Raw genomic sequence first — 16,619 nt, forward strand, 5'->3', positions numbered from 1 at the left:
GGAGATACGCTCTTGCGGCGCTACAGGCCCGCGAGCATACCGGCAGCTACTCGCCCAGCGGCAGCAGCACGCGGAACAGCGAGCCCTGGCCTTCCTCGCTCTGCACCTGAATGCGGCCGTTGTGCGCACGGACGATCTGGTCGGCGATGAACAAACCCAGTCCCAGGCCGGCGCTGCTTTCGCTGCCTTCGGCACGTTCGAACTGGCAGAAGATGCGCTCCAGACTCTGCGGGCTGATGCCGATGCCGTGGTCGCGCACCTCGATGCAGGCGCCGTCTGCACACGACACGACACTGACGTGCACCGGCTTGCCAGCCCCGTAGCGCATGGCATTTGTCAGCAGGTTGGCCAGCACCTGTTCGATACGGAAGGCGTCCCACACACCGATGATCGGCTCATTTCGCTCCAGCCGCAGTTCGCAGCCACAGGCTTCCATCTGCGCCGCAAAGCTCTCCACGACGTTGCCCACCAGCTGCGCGAGGTCGGTGCGGCTCGGGCGGATCGACAACTTGCCGGTACGGATGCGCGAGACATCGAGCATGTCGTCGATCAGGCGGATCAGGCTCTGAATCTGCCGCTCGTCCTTGTCCACCATATTGCGCAGGCGCTCTTCGCTGAAGGCCTCGAGATTGTTGCGACTGAGCTGCAGCTTGCGCAGCTGCACCTCGAGAATCAGGGTGTTGAGCGGCGTTTTCAGCTCGTGGGAGACAATCGACATGAAGTCATCGCGCATGCGCACGGCGCCCTCCAGCTCGGCCTGGGTGCTGCGCAGTTCGTCGAGCAGCACTTCCTGCTCACGACGGCTCCGTTCCAGGGCCTCCAGCTGGCGCGCCAGGCGCTTGCGCCCGCGATAAAGATCGACGAACACACTGACCTTGCTGCGCACCGCATGAGCATCGAGCGGCTTCTGCATGAAGTCCACCGCGCCGCTCTCGTAACCCTTGAAGGCATAGTTGAGCTCACGGCCGGCGGCGCTGACGAAGACGATGGGGATCTGCTTGGTGCGTTCGGTGCCGCGCATCAGCTCGGCCAGCTGGAAGCCATCCATGCCCGGCATCTGCACGTCGAGGATTGCCAGCGCGAACTCGTGCCGCAGCAACAGCTCCAGCGCCTGCTCGGCCGATTCGGCCTGATGAACCCGTATGCCGGGCGCCTGCAACAGCGCATCCAGGGCCAGCAGGTTCTCCGGCAGGTCATCGACGATCAGCAGATTCACCTCGTCGGTACGGTCGGGCATGGTCACTCCAGTTCTCGCAACAATCGGTGAATGTCGCGTAGGGGCAAGATGTAATCCGGCGCGAAGCGCCGCAGAGCGGCGCGAGGCATGGTTGGTACGGCCGCTTCGACGGGGTCCTGAATCACGGTCAACCCGCCGCCGCGGTGAATCGCCTCGAGGCCGGCGGCGCCATCCTCGTTGGCGCCGGTCAGCAGGAAACCCGCAACCTGCGGTCCCCAGGCATCGGCCGCCGATTCGAACAGCACGTCGATCGACGGACGGGAAAAATGCACCGCATCGTCCTGGCTCAGGGAAAGGCTGCGGTCGCTTTCGACCAGCAGGTGGTAGCCGGGTGCGGCAAAGTACAGCATTCCGCAGCGTAACTGGTCCTTGTCGTCGGCTTCCTTGACCAGTAGCCGGGTTCTACGTCCGAAAATCTCGGCCAGATGCGTCGGGCCATTGGCCGGCACGTGCTGGACCACCAGGATCGGCAAGCGGAAACCGCTAGGCAACCCTTCGAGCACCATCCCGAGAGCCTCGAGCCCACCAGCGGAGGCGCCGATCACCACGGCCTCTATCGGCGGCTGGCGACGGGCGTGCAGGATCGCCTGCGCGGAGCTGCTCATGATTTGCGGAAGATCCTTTCCGATTTGTTGAACGGCTCGTAGCAACCGGCGTAGCCGGAGAACTCGACCGTCTCCTTGCTCCCCAGACCAAGAAATCCGCGGTGGCAGAGCGATTCGTGGAACAGACCGAAGGCGCGGTCCTGCAGCGGCTTGTTGAAATAGATCAGCACGTTGCGGCAGGAGATCAAATGCGTTTCGGAAAATACGCTATCGGTTGCCAGGCTATGGTCGGCAAACGTAACCGTTTCTTTCAGCGATTTGTCCATGATCGCCGAGTCGTACGCGGCAGTGTAATAGTCGGAAAAACTGCGCGTGCCGCCGGCCTGCTGGTAGTTCGCCGTGTACTGGCGCAGGTGGTCGATGGCGAAGATGCCCTGGCGCGCCTGCTCCAGCGAACGCGGGTTGATGTCGGTGGCGTAGATGATCGAGCGCTCGAGCAGCCCCTCCTCCTTGAGCAGGATGGCCATCGAGTAGACCTCTTCGCCGGTGCTGCAGCCGGCGATCCAGATCTTCAGCGACGGATAGGTGCGCAGCACCGGCACCACCTGTTCCCGCAGCGCGCGGAAATAGCCGGGATCGCGGAACATCTCGCTGACCGGGATGGTGAGGTACTGCAGCAGGTCCATGAAGGCCTGCGGGTCATAGAGGATCTTGCGCTGCAAGGCCGAGATGCTCTCGCACTGCAACTGCTTCAACGCCAGCAATACCCGGCGCTTGAGCGAAGCGCCGGAGTAGTCACGGAAGTCATAGCTGTACTTGAGGTAGATCGCCTCGATCAGCAGCTTGAGTTCGATCTCGACGTTACGGTCGCCCATTTCACAGCAGCTCCACTTTCGGCAGCCAGACGCGGATCAGCGAAAACAGCCGGTCGAGGTCGATGGGTTTGGCCAGGTAATCATTGGCGCCCGAACGCAGGCAGCGGTCCTGGTCATCCTTCATCGCCTTGGCGGTCACCGCGATGATCGGCAGCTTGGCGAAGCGGGCATCCTTGCGGATTTCCTGCATGGCGGTGAAGCCATCCATCTCCGGCATCATGATGTCCATCAGCACCAGGTCGATGCCGGCATCGTGCTGCAGCTTGTCGATGGCCTCCAGGCCATTGCGGGCGATCTCCACCAGCGCGCCCTTCTGCTCCAGCGCGCTGGTCAGGGCGAATACGTTGCGCACGTCGTCGTCCACCACCAGGATCTTGCGGCCCTCGAAGGCCTTCTCGCGGCTGCGCGCGCTTTTCAGCATCTTCTGCCGCTCCGGCGGCATGTCCGACTCGACCTTGTGCAGGAACAGCGTCACCTCGTCGAGCAGACGCTCCGGCGAGCGCGCGCCCTTGATGATGATCGAGCGCGAGTACTTGAGCAGCGCCGCCTCCTCGTCGCGGGTCAGGTTGCGCCCGGTGTAGACGATCACCGGCGGGAAGGAGCAGATGTCCTCCTTGGCCATGCGCTCGAGCAGTTCGCTGCCGTCCATGTCCGGCAGCTTGAGGTCGATGATCATGCAGTCGAACACCGTGTCGCGCAGCAGTTCGAGCGCCTGGGCACCGAACTCGACGGCGGTGATCTCGATGTCGACGTCCTCGATCAGCCGCGACATGCTCTCGCGCTGCAGCGCGTCGTCCTCGACCAGCAGGATGCGCTTGACCTTCTGCGCCAGCTTGGCCTCCAGCCGGCTGAAGACGTCCTTGAGTTCTTCGCGGGTGGTGGGTTTCATCGCATAGCCCACCGCGCCCATCTGCAGGGCAGCTTCCTTGCGATCCTCCACCGATACCACATGCACCGGGATATGCCGGGTCGCGGGGTTTTCCTTGAGCCGTTCGAGCACCGTCAGGCCGGAGTGATCCGGCAGGCGCATGTCGAGCAGGATCGCGTCCGGCTTGTACTGCACCGCGGTATCGAAGCCATCGTCGGCGTTCTGCGCCAGCAGGCAGCTGTACTGCAGCTCATGCGCGAGATCGTGGAGGATGCGCGCGAACTGCGGCTCGTCCTCGATCACCAGCACGCAGCGCTCCTTGAACGGGAATCTGTCGCGGTCATCGGCCAGGCGCGCCTGCGGTACCGCGGCGGCACGATTGAGCAGCTCTCGCTCGTCGGGACGCGCCGGTGCTTTGCTCGGCACAAGCGCCGGTTTGCTGCTCGGCTCCGGCTGGCGGCTCGGCTCCTGCACCACCGGCGCGGCGACGAGCGCTTCGCTGTAGTTCTGCGGCACGACCAGGGTAAAGGTGCTGCCGGCGCCTGGCTGGCTCTGCACTTCGATTTCTCCGCCGAGCAGATTGGCCAGCTCGCGGGAGATCGACAGGCCCAGGCCGGTGCCACCGTAACGGCGGTTGGTGGTGCCGTCGGCCTGGCGGAATGCCTCGAAGATCGCCGCCTGCTGCTCCTGGGCGATGCCAATGCCGGTGTCGCGCACGGCGAAGGCCAGCAGGTCGTCGTCGCGCGGTTCGACGCGCAGCGTCACCGAGCCTTTCTCGGTGAACTTGAAGGCATTGGCCAGCAGGTTCTTGATGATCTGCTCCAGGCGCTGGCGATCGCTGAACAGGCTGGCCGGCAGGTCATCGGCAAGCTCCACGCTGAACTGCAGGGATTTCTCCATGGCCAGCGGCAGGAACAGATTCTTCATGCCGTCGACCAGGCGGGTGAGGATGGTCAACTCGGGATGCACCTCGAGCTTGCCGGCTTCCACCTTGGAGATGTCGAGGATGTCGTTGATCAGGGTGAGCAGATCGTTGCCAGCCGAATAGATGGAGCGGGCGAACTGCACCTGATCGTCGCTGAGGTTGCCCTCGGGGTTGTCGGCCAGCAGCTTGGCCAGGATCAGCGAGCTGTTCAGTGGCGTGCGCAGCTCGTGGGACATGTTGGCAAGGAATTCGGACTTGTAGCGACTGGCGCGCTGCAACTCGTCAGCGCGCTGTTCGAGCATCAGCTGTACCTCGTTCAGGCGCTGATTCTTCTCGTCCATCTGGTCGCGCTGGCGGGCCAGCTCTTCGGTCTGCTCGGCCAACTGCTCGTTGGTCTGCTCCAGCTCGGCCTGCTGTTCTTCCATATGCGCCTGGGATTCACGCAGGGCGTTGGACTGCTCTTCCAGCTCCTCGTTGGCGGCGCGCAGTTCTTCCTGCTGCACCTGCAGCTCCTCGTTGAGCTGCTGGGTTTCGGCCAGCACCTTCTGCAGGCGCTGGCGATAGCGCGCTGCCTCGATGGCCGAACCGATGCTGGGGACGATGCGCCGCAGCAGCTCGCTGTCCTGCTCGCGCAGCGGCCGCAGGAAGCCCAGCTCGACCACACCGTTGAGCATGCCGCTGTCTTCCACCGGCACGATGAGTACCGAGCGCGGCACCGTGTTGCCCAGCCCCGAGGTCACCTTGAGGTAATCCGCCGGCAGGTCTTCGAGCGCCATTACCCGCCGCTCCAGCGCGGCCTGGCCGACCAGACCGTTGCCGATGTCCAGCGTGCGCGCACTCTGCAGATGATCGGGGTCGTAGGCATACTCGGCGACGCGCTGCAGCTTGCCATCCTGCACCACGTAGAGCGCGCCGACCGCCGCATCGATGTAGCGCGAAAGAAAATTCAGCACACCCTGGCCAAGCGCCGGCAGGGCCAGCTCGCCGATGATGGAGTCGCTGAGCTGGGTCTGCCCGGTGCGGTACCAGGCCTGTTGCTCAAGCGCCTCGGCATGCGCCTGCTGGCGCTGCAGCGACTGCGAGTAGCTCTCCGACAGCGAGGTCAGGTCACGACGACCGAGGTATACCAGCAGGCCGCTGAAGATCAGGCTGAACAGCAGGAAGCCGCCGATCAGCGCGGTGGTGATCACTTCCGAAACGTCGGTGCGCTCGCTGCGCAGCTGACGCTCGCGGGCGATGAAGTCGTTGAGCAGGCGGCGTTGGTCCTCTTTCAGCTCGAGTCCGCGCTTGCTCTGCACCTCCTCGATAATCGAAAGCCCCTGGCCGCGCTGGCCGATCAGATCCTCGGCAAAGACCAGCCATTGGCTGTGCAGCATGGCGATACGCTCGATGCGTTCGAGCTGCTCGGCGTCCTCGGCGGCGTACTTGCGCATCAGCTCCACCTGCTCTTCGAACAGCGGCAGCTCGCGCTCATAGGGCTCGAGAAAGCGCGCCTCGCCGGCAATCAGGTAGCCGCGCATCGAGGACTCGATGTCGTTGAGCATCTTCTGCGCCTCGTGGGCGTAGGCCACGCCCTGAACCGAACGCTCGACCCATTGGCTCACGCTCAGCAGGTAATACACGATGGCGCTGAAGAAGAACGCGCTGAGAAAGCCGAACCCCAGTGGCACGGCCACGTTGCGGTTGAGTATTCGCCTGAAATTGCTCTGATCGATGAAGGACTCGCTCATTGGTTTCCTTTCCGTATACCTGGCGCGGGCGGCTGAACGCAGGCGTCACCCACGGGCGATCGCGCTCGGTTAGCGGCGTTTTCTTGAGTGTTTCGCGCGTGATTGGTTCCGTAGCGCAGGAAGCGCGACTCTACACGGCCAGGGGAAGGAGTTCAAAAGCAGCCCGGTCGAGCCGGGCCGCTGACGATCAACGGCGAGCGATGATCCAGACCGCGTGGATGATGCCGGGGATATAGCCGAGCAAGGTGAGCAGGATGTTGAGCCAGAACGCGCCGGCGAAGCCTACCTGGAGGAACACGCCAAGCGGTGGCAGCAGTATCGCGATAATGATGCGGATGAGGTCCATCATGGTCTCCGTCAGGTAAGTGTGGCCATATGCGGCTTACCTGAATCGACCGGAACAGCGCAGAGGGGTTCCTTCCACGCTGCTGGCGGAGCGCCGCTGCCGAGGGGCAGCGGGCTGAAGTCCGAGGGCGACCGGATAAGCCGCCGAGGGCATCGGTTAGATGCACGGAGGGGGAAGACGCAGCCCGTCTTTCACGTGGGCATCGTTGCGTCATGCCGCTTCGCCTTTTGAGCCAAGGGGCGGCGCCAAGCGTATCGCTTAGCCTGCTAACAATCTCAGACGAAAGGCGTAGACGCCATTGGCCATTGGTCGATAGCCGCGCATTTCGCTCGGGCTCATCCGAACTCCCCCATGCCCGCACGGGTCGTCTAAGCAGACCGCGGGCCGCCGAGCGCGACCGCCAACTGCAACGATCAGAGGACTTCTCATGCCAGAACCAATCGCGGTGATCTGCGGGGCAACCGCGGGCGTCGGCCGCGCGACCGCCGAGGCCTTTGCCACGGCCGGCTACCGGGTGGCGCTGATCGCCCGGGGGGAACAGGGCCTGCGCGACACCCGCGATCAACTCGAAGCACTGGGCGCGACGGTGCTGGCGATTTCCGCCGATGTCGCCGATGCCAAGGCGCTGGATGCCGCGGCCAGCCGCATCGAGTCGGAACTGGGGCCGATCGATGTCTGGGTGAACGCGGCGATGGCGACAGTGTTCGGCCCCTTCGCGTCCCTGACCGCCGAGGAAATCCGCCGCGTCACCGAGGTGACCTACCTCGGCAGCGTGCACGGCACGCTGGCTGCGCTGCGCCACATGCGCCCACGCAACAGCGGTACCATCGTCCAGGTCGGCTCGGCACTGGCCTACCGCGCCATCCCCTTGCAGTCGGCTTATTGCGGCGCCAAGTTCGCCATTCGCGGCTTTATCGATTCGCTGCGTTGCGAGCTGATCCACGACAACAGCGCCATTCGCCTGAGCATGGTTCAGCTGCCGGCGCACAACACCCCGCAGTTCGATTGGGCACGCAACAAGATCGGCTGGCGCGCGCAGCCGGTGCCGCCGATCCACACACCGGAAGTCGCGGCGCGGGCCATCCTCCGTGCAGCGCGTGAAGCACCCCGGGAGCTGTGGGTCGGCACGGCCAGCCTGAAGGCGATCATCGGCACGCTGTTCATGCCAGGCCTGCTCGATCGCATGCTCGCGCGGCAGGCCTGGGACGGACAGCTGGTGCCCGAGCGCGTGGCGGAAAACCGCCCGGACAACCTGTTCGAGCCAGTCGAAGGCCTGCACTCTACCGACGGCCGCTTCGGCGATCAGGCGCAGTCACATGCGCTGACCATCAGCGCGGCGAATGTAGGCAAGCTGGCCCTGGGCGCCGGCGCCCTGCTGGCACTGGGTGCGGGTTGGGCATTGGGCCGAGGCCGACGCTAGCGCTCAGGCGGCCGCGGCGAACGCTTGCGACGGATGTTGAGCCAGGACAGCACGGCCAGCGCCAGCATCGCACCGGTCATGTTGTAGTTGCCGATGGCGGCATAGCCGACGGCCGCCAGCGAGCAGGCGGCGAATCCGATCCAGCGCACGACGCCCATCATCTTCTCCACTGTCTTGCTGCGCGGTGCGGGCATCAGCGCAGCCCATCCTGCCGGCTTCTCGATACGGGCGCGGAGCGCTTGTCGGGGCAAGGAATCATCGGCATATCTCCTCGTTCTGCAGGCGACGGACAACCATCCCTCTGCACCTGTGAGGTGTTAACACCGAGCAGAGTTCAGCGATTGCGCCGCACCGCGACACACTCGCGCAGCAATCGGCGCGCGAGCAGCCGTCGTCTACGCTGAAATGACCGGCAGTATCCTGCACTGCCCGAGGAGAGCGCCATGCTCCGCTCCATGCGCCTGCTACGCTGGTCGCTGGCCTTGCTGCTGTTGCTGGCTGGCCCCGCACTGGCTGCGGCGCCGGTCACGCTGCTGCGGGTCGACGGCGCCATCGGCCCGGCCAGCGCCGACTACCTGCTGCGCGGCCTCGAACATGCCCGCGACGAGGGGGCACAGCTGGTAGTGCTGGAATTGGACACCCCCGGCGGGCTGGACACGTCGATGCGCGCGATCATCAAGGCGATCCTCGCCAGCCCGATCCCAGTCGCTACCTACGTCACCCCCAGTGGCGCCCGGGCGGCCAGCGCCGGCACCTACATGCTCTACGCCAGCCATGTCGCGGCGATGGCGCCGGGCACCAACCTTGGCGCGGCGACGCCGGTGCAGATCGGTGGCATGCCCGGCGCACCGCCCGAGCAGCCGCAAGGCGAGCGGGACGAGCCATCCAAGCCCCCCGGCGATGCCATGAGCCGCAAGCAGGTCAACGACGCCGCCGCCTATATCCGCGGCCTCGCCCAGTTGCGCGGACGCAATGCCGAGTGGGCCGAGCAGGCCGTGCGCGAGGCGGTCAGCCTGTCGGCGAGCGAAGCGCTGGAACAGAAGGTGATCGACTACCTGGCGCGCGACGTTGCCGACCTGCTGCGCCAGCTCGACGGCACAACCCTCGCCACCGTCGAGGGTGACGCCACGCTAAGCACCGCCGAAGCCCCACTCATCGAGCACGCACCCGACTGGCGGGGGGGGCCGCGGGGGGGGGGGTGCGCCTGCTGGCGGTGATCACCAACCCCAGCGTGGCGCTGATCCTGATGATGATCGGCATCTACGGGCTGATCCTCGAATTCTCCAACCCCGGCATCGGCGCCGGCGGCGTGCTCGGCGGCATCTGTCTGATCCTGGCGCTGTATTCGCTGCAGCTGCTGCCGGTGAACTACGCCGGCGTGGCGCTGATCCTGCTCGGCATCGCTTTCATGGTCGCCGAAGCGTTCCTGCCGAGCTTCGGCGTGCTCGGCATCGGAGGCGTGGCCACGTTCGTCGCTGGCGCGGTGATCCTCATCGATACCGAGGTGCCGGGTTTCGGCATTCCGCTGAGCCTGATCGTGCCGCTGGGCATGGTCAGCGCACTGCTGGTGTTCGGCATCGTCGCCATGGCGCTGAAGGCGCGACGGCAGCGCCTGGTCGGCGGAGACAGCGAGCTGATCGGCAGCCTCGCGCAGATCACCTCGGTCTCGGTACAGGATTCCCACAGTGGCTGGCTGCACCTGCAGGGCGAGAACTGGCAGGTGCACAGCGCCTCGCCGCTGCAGGCCGGCCAGCAGGTACGGGTAATCGCCCGGCACGGGCTGCAACTGGAGGTCGCCGCACAGCCATCCACCCATCGAGAGGAGCTGAACCATGGGCTATGAAATGAGTTTTCTGGTGTTGCTTGTGCTGCTGTTCGGCCTGCTGGCGTCGACCTTTCGCATCCTGCGCGAATACGAGCGCGGCGTGGTGTTCATGCTCGGACGTTTCTGGAAGGTCAAGGGGCCGGGCTTGATCCTGGTGATTCCCGGCATCCAGCAGATGGTACGGGTCGATCTGCGCACGCTGGTGCTCGACGTGCCGACCCAGGACGTGATCTCCCGCGACAACGTCTCGGTGAAGGTCAACGCGGTGGTGTATTACCGCGTGCTGGACGCGCAGAAGGCGATCATCCAGGTCGAGGACTACCATTCGGCCACCAGCCAGCTGGCGCAAACCACCCTGCGTGCGGTGCTCGGCAAGCACGAACTGGACGACATGCTGGCCGAGCGCGAGCGGCTCAACAGCGACATCCAGCAGGTGCTCGATGCGCAGACCGATGCCTGGGGGATCAAGGTGGCCAACGTCGAGATCAAGCACGTCGACCTCGATGAATCAATGATCCGCGCCATCGCCCGGCAGGCCGAAGCGGAACGCGAGCGGCGGGCGAAGGTCATTCATGCGGAGGGCGAACTGCAGGCGTCGGAGAAACTCATGCAGGCCGCCGAGATGCTTGGCCGGCAATCGGGCGCCATGCAGCTGCGCTACATGCAGACACTGAGCAACATCGCCGGTGACAAGAGCTCTACCATCGTCTTCCCGCTGCCCATCGAGCTGCTGCAGGGGATCAAGAACCTCGACAGGAAACCCTGAGTGCACATATTCCCCACGTTTCACCGACCACTGCGGTTGCTGTTGATCGCCCTGCTTGCCTCGGCGCTGGGCGCCTGCACGGCATTTTCACCGCGCGACCCGCTCAACGTTCAGGTCGCCGGCATCCAGCCGCTGCAAGGCGAAGGCCTGGAGGTGCGCTTCCTGGTCAAGCTGCGCCTGCAGAACCCCAACGATGGCGCCATCGACTACAACGGCGTCGCGCTGGACCTGGAGGTCAACGGTCGCCGGCTGGCCAGTGGCGTCAGCGACCAGCGCGGCACGGTGCCGCGTTTCGGCGAGAGCGTGCTCAGCGTGCCGGTGACCATTTCCGCCTTCTCGGCCGCGCGCCAGGCACTGGGACTGGCGGAACACATCGGGCTCGACGAAGTGCCCTACGTGTTGCGTGGCAAGCTTGCCGGCGGCCTGTTCGGCACCCAGCGCTTCGTCGAGAAGGGCACATTCGACTTGTCGCCGGTAACAGGTTCTCCCTACCAGCGCCCCTGAGTCATACGATCACCACCAAAAACCATAAGGATTCCCTAGGCGCTGTACGAGCGGCGCCTGTGCTTCCTCGACGTGCTAAAAATCTCCTCCTATCGCCTCTAATTCTGCTTATATCCTGAAATAGCGGTGTGTGCATGCGGGACCCCTTCGACTTTCAGCGACATTGACAACGACGTGCTCATCGTCATAATCCCTGCAGTCATATGACAACTGACGTCATTAGACTTGCCGATCAGGCATAGACCACCGCCCCCACGGTGGCCACACCGGGGCGGCCCATCAAGCAAGGGAGCACAACAATAATGACCCCACGCACACCCTCGTCCGTCGCACTGTTCGCGGGCGGCTGCATGACCCTCGCATCGCTCGGCTTCACTGCCGGCGCCCAAGCCGAAGGCTTTGTCGAAGATGCGAACTTTTCGTTGAACCTGCGCAACTTCTACATCAACCGCAATTTCGTCGACTCCGACTACCCCCAGAGCAAGGGCGAAGAGTGGACGCAGAGCTTCATCCTCAATTTCCAATCCGGCTACACGCCCGGCCCGGTGGGCTTCGGCGTCGACGCGCTGGGCCTGCTGGCGGTCAAGCTGGATGGCGGTGGCGGTACCTATGGCACTGGCCTGCTGCCGGTGCATGGCGCACCCGGCGATCGGCATCCGCCGGATGACTTCGCGCGCCTGGCAGTCGCGGCGAAGGCCAAGTTCTCCGAAACCGAGGTGCGCGTCGGTGAATGGATGGTGGTACTGCCGATCCTGCGTTCGGACGACGGTCGCTCGCTGCCGCAGACCTTCCAGGGCGGCATGATCACCTCCAAGGAAATCAAGGGTCTGTCGCTCTACGGCGGGCAGATGCGGCAGAACAGCCCGCGCGACGACGGCAGCATGGACGACATGTTCTACGGCGGCGCGAGTTCCGACCGCTTCAACTTACTCCGGCCTGTTCGGCCTGCAGGTCGGTGGCAACACCTTCTACGTCGGTCTGCAGAAGGTCAGCGGCGACAACGGCTGGATGCGCGTCAACGGCACCAGTGGCGGCACCCTCGCCAACGACTCGTTCAACTCCGCGTACGACAACGCCAACGAGCGTTCCTGGCAGCTGCGCCATGACTACAACTTCGCCGGCATGGGCGTTCCGGGCCTGACCATCATGAACCGCTACATCAGCGGCGATCAGATCGAAGCCGGTGGCGTGGACGATGGCAAGGAATGGGGTCGCGAGTCCGAGCTGGCCTACACGGTGCAGAGCGGTCCGCTCAAGAGCCTCAACATCAAGTGGCGCAACTCCAGCATCCGTCGCGACTACAGCGCGACCGAATTCGACGAAAACCGCCTGATCTTCAACTACCCGTTGTCTCTGCTGTAAGCGGTAGCGCAGTACGCAACCCTCCTCGCTCCGGTTGCGATAAATCTTTGGCCCGTCGAATGACGGGCCTTTTTTCGTCCGCCTTCAGCAACGCGTGACACGCAGGCAGCAGCGGCGCTCCAGTCGCTCGCCCGGCTGCAGATACAAAACGCCATGCCTGGCCGGGTCCGGCGCATTCAGCGCGTTGTTGCGATGGGACACCGGCTCCACGGCGAAGAAGCCCTGCGCGGCCGGCGGCGTATAGACCACCAGATGCGTCATCGACGGGTCCGCCTCGAGCTCAAGCCGCACGCCTGCCGTCGGCCACTGCAAGGTTGCCGTGGCATCCCAACCGGCGAAGCAGTGATCCAGCTCGGGCTCACCCAGCTCCCGCATCTGACGGAAGTCCCAGCGTGACGGTACATCCACCGCCTCGCTAGGCAACTGCTGATCGTCACTCAGCCAGACCTGCTCGGCAGCGAAACGCAGCGTCACGCCTGCATGGCGCGGGAAGTACGGGTGCCAGCCGAGCCCGGCCGGCATCACCCGCTCGCTGCGGTTGATCAGCGCCAGCCGCAGCCAGGCGCCCTGCTCGTCGAGCCCGAGCTCATGCTCCAGCTCGAAGGAGAACGGCCAGTCCTGCCGGCCATCGCCTTCGGCCCGATGCAGCAGTGTCAGCAGCAGTCGGTCGGCCTCCTGCGCAGCCAGTGTCCACGGGCGCTTCCAGCCCACGCCGTGAATCGGCAAGGCATGCTCCGCGGAATTCAGCCGCAAGCGGTGCGACTCGCCGTCCGCCTGGAACATTCCGCCGCCAACCCGGTTGGAGTACGGCGCCAGCACGAAACAACTGGTACGACGCACCTGCTCGCTGCCATCCCAGGGACGTAGCAGGTCGAAATCATCCAGGGCGAAGCGGGTAATTGCGCCGCCTAGCGCCGGGCAGACCGAGAGCCGGAAACCGGCGTGGGCGAGGTGCACTTCATCGAGGGAAGCCATGCGCGCTCCTGATGGTGGCCGCTCAGAGATGGAGCGACGTTGCTTGCGAATGAGGCTGCGATTTCTCGCGTAGACAAAACGCCGCCACCCAGCGGTCGACTGCCGCGGTCAGACCGGCGTCAGCAGCCGTCCCTCGCGAAGAAAGCTGTCGAGGTTGTCCAGCAGCAGATCCTCCATGGCGCCGCGGGTTTCATGGGTGGCGCTGCCAATGTGCGGCAGCAGCACGACATTGGGCAGCTCGCAGAGGGCCGCCGGGACCCTCGGTTCTTCGGCGAAGACGTCCAGTCCGGCACCGCCGAGCCGGCCCTCCTGCAGTGCCGCGACCAGTGCCGGCTCGTCCACCACCGAACCGCGCGCGACGTTGATCAGGATGCTCTTGGCACCCAGCGCGTCGAGCACTGCGCGGTCGATGAGGTTCTGCTTCTGCGGCCCGCCGGGACAGCTGAGCACGAGAAAGTCCGCCCAGCGCGCGAGTTCCAGCAGGTTCGCTTCGTACTCGTACGGGCTACCGGCCACTGGCCGACGATTGTGATAACGCACGGCCATGTCGAAGCCCGCCGAGCGCTTGGCCACCGCCTCGCCGATGCGGCCCAGCCCGACGATGCCCAGCCGCTTGCCGCTGACGCGACGGCCGAGTGGGAGGTTAGCCTCGCCCCAGCGCCCCTCGCGGACGAAGCGGTCGCCCAGGGCGAGCTGTCGCGCGCTGTCGATGATCAAGCCGAAGGCCAGATCGGCCACGCATTCGTTGAGCACATCCGGCGTATTGCTCACCGGAATGCCGAGCGCCTTGGCGGCTTCTACGGCGATGGCGTCATGGCCGACGCCAAAACTGCAGATCGCCTTCAACCGGGGCAGCCGTTCGATCAACGAGGCCGGGCAGCCGAAGCGCGCAGAGGTAAGCATGATCTCGATGCGCCCGGCATGCTCGGCGAGCAGCGTTTCGGCGTCGCCCTGCCAGTAGGCCAGCACCTCATGCCCGCTCAGGCGTTGCTGGACTCGCTCGGACAAGGGGCCCATCTGGAGAATGCAGCTCATCGATATTCCTCTGCGCGTTGGCGGGCCGCAGCCCATGGGTTGTTTACAGCACGGTCTGCACCACCCCGCATGCCGCCAGCAGCGGTACCGCTGGCAGTACCCAGCGCGAACGCCAGGCCAGCAGCAGCACCAGCAGCAAGCCGGAGAGCATGACCAGGCACAGCCAGATGACCGTGCCAATCTCGCCGCCCTGGCTGTTGACGCCGAGCCACAGCGCGAAGCCAAAGCAGCCAACGGCCAGCGAACGGATGATGGCCGGGCCCGGCAGGCGCGTATCGGCGCGCAGCAGCGCACCACGGTGGCGGTTCATGGTCAGGCAGAGCAGCGTCATGCCCAGGTAGGCCAGCGCGAATGCCAATAGCAGCATGATCAGGCCTCCTGCACACGGGTTGAGCGACCGCGCACCGCAGCGGCAGCCGGCGTTGCGTTCAGGCGCCAGGCGCAGGCCGCACACACCAGTCCCGCGACGATCATGAACAGATCGACCGATGCCAGGGCCCAGTCGCCACGTCCGAGGCTGGCGATCAGGTGGCCATCGGTGGTCAGCGCGTTGATGATCGGCAAGCCGAGCGCGAGCACGGCGCCGAGCAGCAGCTGCTCGCGCAGCAGGCGGCGGCTCTGATGGCGGCGCAGAACGGCCCAGAGCACCGCTAGCAACCAGGCACCGACGAACACCCAGCCTTCGGCCACGGCGCGTTCGGCGAATGTTGCCGGAATCAGACGATTGCCCCACAGCAGCGCCAGGCTGGCCAGCGGCAGGCCGGCAAACACCGAGGCGTTCAGCGCGCGCACCCAGATCACGCTGCGGTCGCCGCGCTGTTCGCGCTTGGCCAGCCAGACCTGCAGCCCGCCGACCAGCATGGCGCAACCGGCAAGCCCCATCAGCAAATAGAGCAGGCGCACCAGCGTGCCGCCGAACTGCGCCATGTGCAGCCCCGCCAGCCAGAGGTAGGCGCGGTAGCCGGTGGATGCGTCCTGGCGATTGAGCAGCTCGCCAGTGCCGGCGTCATAGCTGAGGGTGTCCTGCGGCGAGCCGATCCGCGAACGGTCCTGACGACGGACGTCGACCACCGCCGAGGCATCATCGGGATGATGCACGCTGACCCAGCCCGCCTCGCCACCGCCCCACTGCTGGCGCGATTCGGCGATCAGCGCATCGAGGGACACCGGAGCCGACGGCGGCTGGCCCACCTCTTCGCGCTCGAAGCTGCCCATCACCTCGCCGAAGTACTGCATGACGTTGCCGGAATAGCTCACCTGCGCGGCGGCCGGCATGTAGGACGCGACGAAGATCGCCACGCCGGTGTAGGCCAGCACCAGATGGAACGGAAAACCGACCACGCCGAACAGGTTGTGCGCATCGAGCCAGGCACGCTGGCCGTTGGCCTTGGGCCGCAGGGTGAAGAAATCCTTGAAGATGCGCCGATGGATGATCACCCCCGACACCAGCGCGACGAGCATGAACATGCCGGCCAGGCCGACGATGTACATGCCGATGTCACCGGCGTGCAGGTTGTAGTGCAACTTGAAGAAGAACTCGCCACCCAGCGTTTCCGGCATTGGCTCGGCCTGCGCGCTGCGCGGGTCGAAGGCGATGTTGTGGATCGTCTTGGTGGCGTCTACTTCCCAACCGAGTCGCCAGTAAGGCTCGCGCTCGGTCGGGCCGTGCATCCAGAAGGCATGCAACTCCTCGCTGACGTTCTGCTGCAACCAGCCACGCACATCGTCCGCACCGAGGCTGGATACCACGCCGTCATGCAGCGCCGGACGCATCCAGCGGGTGAGTTCCTTGTCGAAGCAGGCGACGGTGCCGGCAAAGATGATCACGAACAGCAGCCAGCTCGGCAGCAGGCCGCCCCAGGTGTGCAAACCGGCCATGCTTTGGCGCAGTTTCATGGACGAACCCTCCAGTCGCCGGAAAAGAACGCGGCCAGACACAGCACCGCGGTCACACCGACGATCAACAGCCATACCCGCGTGGCACTGCGGGCGGCGAACACGTAGATCACCACGGCGGTCCACACGGCGAAGCTCGCCAGGCTGGAAAACACCACACGATCAGGCCGCGCCAGCGGCAGGTAGACCGCCAGAAAGGCGGTCACCGCGTAGGCGACCGCATAGCCGCCGACCAGCGCCGCAAGCACACGCGACGCGATGTTCCAGCGATTGATGGATGCGTTGCGACTCACCTCGAATCCTCCCTTGC

General features: G+C 65.2%; 14 protein-coding genes and 2 pseudogenes. 5 read left to right on the forward strand and 11 right to left on the reverse strand.

Annotated features, from left to right (window positions below):
• Window positions 1-46: 46 nt before the first annotated feature.
• The 5 genes from F753_RS35690 to F753_RS49090 form a co-directional block, all read right to left on the reverse strand.
• Window positions 47-1,237, reverse strand: a complete 1,191-nt coding sequence (locus tag F753_RS35690; RefSeq protein WP_023445222.1) for a hybrid sensor histidine kinase/response regulator — start codon at window positions 1,235-1,237, stop codon at window positions 47-49.
• 2 nt (window positions 1,238-1,239) lie between these two features.
• Window positions 1,240-1,842 carry a chemotaxis protein CheB gene (locus F753_RS35695; RefSeq protein ID WP_023445223.1) on the reverse strand — a complete coding sequence of 201 codons (603 nt, stop codon included), beginning with the start codon at window positions 1,840-1,842 and terminating at the stop codon, window positions 1,240-1,242.
• Window positions 1,839-2,657 carry a CheR family methyltransferase gene (locus F753_RS35700; RefSeq protein WP_023445224.1) on the reverse strand — a complete coding sequence of 273 codons (819 nt, stop codon included), beginning with the start codon at window positions 2,655-2,657 and terminating at the stop codon, window positions 1,839-1,841. The genes F753_RS35695 and F753_RS35700 overlap by 4 nt, the downstream gene beginning before the upstream one ends.
• A gap of 1 nt (window position 2,658) precedes the next feature.
• Complete coding sequence (locus F753_RS35705; protein ID WP_023445225.1) at window positions 2,659-6,180, reverse strand: response regulator; 3,522 nt, start codon at window positions 6,178-6,180, stop codon at window positions 2,659-2,661.
• Window positions 6,181-6,367: 187 nt separating this feature from the next.
• Window positions 6,368-6,526 carry a YqaE/Pmp3 family membrane protein gene (locus F753_RS49090; protein WP_003282625.1) on the reverse strand — a complete coding sequence of 53 codons (159 nt, stop codon included), beginning with the start codon at window positions 6,524-6,526 and terminating at the stop codon, window positions 6,368-6,370.
• Window positions 6,527-6,953: 427 nt separating this feature from the next.
• Between F753_RS49090 and F753_RS35715 the strand changes: the two genes are divergently transcribed.
• Window positions 6,954-7,946 (forward strand): SDR family oxidoreductase, encoded by a 993-nt coding sequence (locus tag F753_RS35715; protein WP_014818843.1) that lies wholly within the window; start codon window positions 6,954-6,956, stop codon window positions 7,944-7,946.
• On the opposite strand, the gene F753_RS35720 is transcribed toward F753_RS35715, so the two are convergent.
• The gene (locus F753_RS35720) at window positions 7,943-8,140 is read right to left on the reverse strand and encodes a hypothetical protein (protein ID WP_023445226.1); all 198 of its coding nucleotides are present in this window, start codon (window positions 8,138-8,140) and stop codon (window positions 7,943-7,945) included. The two genes, F753_RS35715 and F753_RS35720, sit on opposite strands and share 4 nt — an antisense overlap.
• Window positions 8,141-8,389: 249 nt before the next feature.
• Here F753_RS35720 and F753_RS35725 point away from each other — a divergent pair.
• The 4 genes and pseudogenes from F753_RS35725 to F753_RS35740 all read left to right on the forward strand — a co-directional run bounded on the left by F753_RS35725 (window position 8,390) and on the right by F753_RS35740 (window position 12,403).
• Window positions 8,390-9,789: pseudogene (locus F753_RS35725) on the forward strand (NfeD family protein).
• On the forward strand, window positions 9,779-10,537 hold the full coding sequence (locus F753_RS35730) for a slipin family protein (protein WP_023445229.1): 759 nt from the start codon (window positions 9,779-9,781) through the stop codon (window positions 10,535-10,537). Before F753_RS35725 ends, F753_RS35730 begins: the two are co-directional and overlap by 11 nt.
• Window positions 10,538-11,041, forward strand: a complete 504-nt coding sequence (locus F753_RS35735; RefSeq protein ID WP_023445230.1) for an LEA/WHy family protein — start codon at window positions 10,538-10,540, stop codon at window positions 11,039-11,041. It begins immediately after the preceding gene.
• A 302-nt stretch (window positions 11,042-11,343) separates the two neighbouring features.
• A pseudogene (locus F753_RS35740) lies at window positions 11,344-12,403 on the forward strand (OprD family outer membrane porin).
• An 84-nt stretch (window positions 12,404-12,487) separates the two neighbouring features.
• On the opposite strand, the gene F753_RS35745 reads toward F753_RS35740, so the two are convergent.
• From F753_RS35745 to F753_RS35765, 5 genes are all read right to left on the reverse strand, one after another.
• Entirely contained in the window at window positions 12,488-13,378 is an 891-nt protein-coding gene (locus tag F753_RS35745; protein ID WP_023445233.1) for an aldose 1-epimerase, read from the reverse strand.
• A gap of 108 nt (window positions 13,379-13,486) precedes the next feature.
• A complete protein-coding gene (locus F753_RS35750; RefSeq protein WP_023445234.1) occupies window positions 13,487-14,413 on the reverse strand; it encodes a 2-hydroxyacid dehydrogenase in 927 nt (308 codons plus the stop codon).
• A 43-nt stretch (window positions 14,414-14,456) separates the two neighbouring features.
• Entirely contained in the window at window positions 14,457-14,780 is a 324-nt protein-coding gene (locus F753_RS35755) for a DUF3325 family protein (RefSeq protein WP_014818835.1), read from the reverse strand.
• A 2-nt stretch (window positions 14,781-14,782) separates the two neighbouring features.
• Window positions 14,783-16,309 carry a PepSY-associated TM helix domain-containing protein gene (locus F753_RS35760; protein ID WP_023445235.1) on the reverse strand — a complete coding sequence of 509 codons (1,527 nt, stop codon included), beginning with the start codon at window positions 16,307-16,309 and terminating at the stop codon, window positions 14,783-14,785.
• Window positions 16,306-16,602 carry a DUF3649 domain-containing protein gene (locus tag F753_RS35765; protein ID WP_023445236.1) on the reverse strand — a complete coding sequence of 99 codons (297 nt, stop codon included), beginning with the start codon at window positions 16,600-16,602 and terminating at the stop codon, window positions 16,306-16,308. Before F753_RS35765 ends, F753_RS35760 begins: the two co-directional genes overlap by 4 nt.
• Window positions 16,603-16,619 lie beyond the last annotated feature (17 nt).

The organism is Stutzerimonas chloritidismutans AW-1 (assembly GCF_000495915.1).
In the GTDB taxonomy this organism is placed as follows: Bacteria; Pseudomonadota; Gammaproteobacteria; order Pseudomonadales; family Pseudomonadaceae; genus Stutzerimonas; species Stutzerimonas chloritidismutans.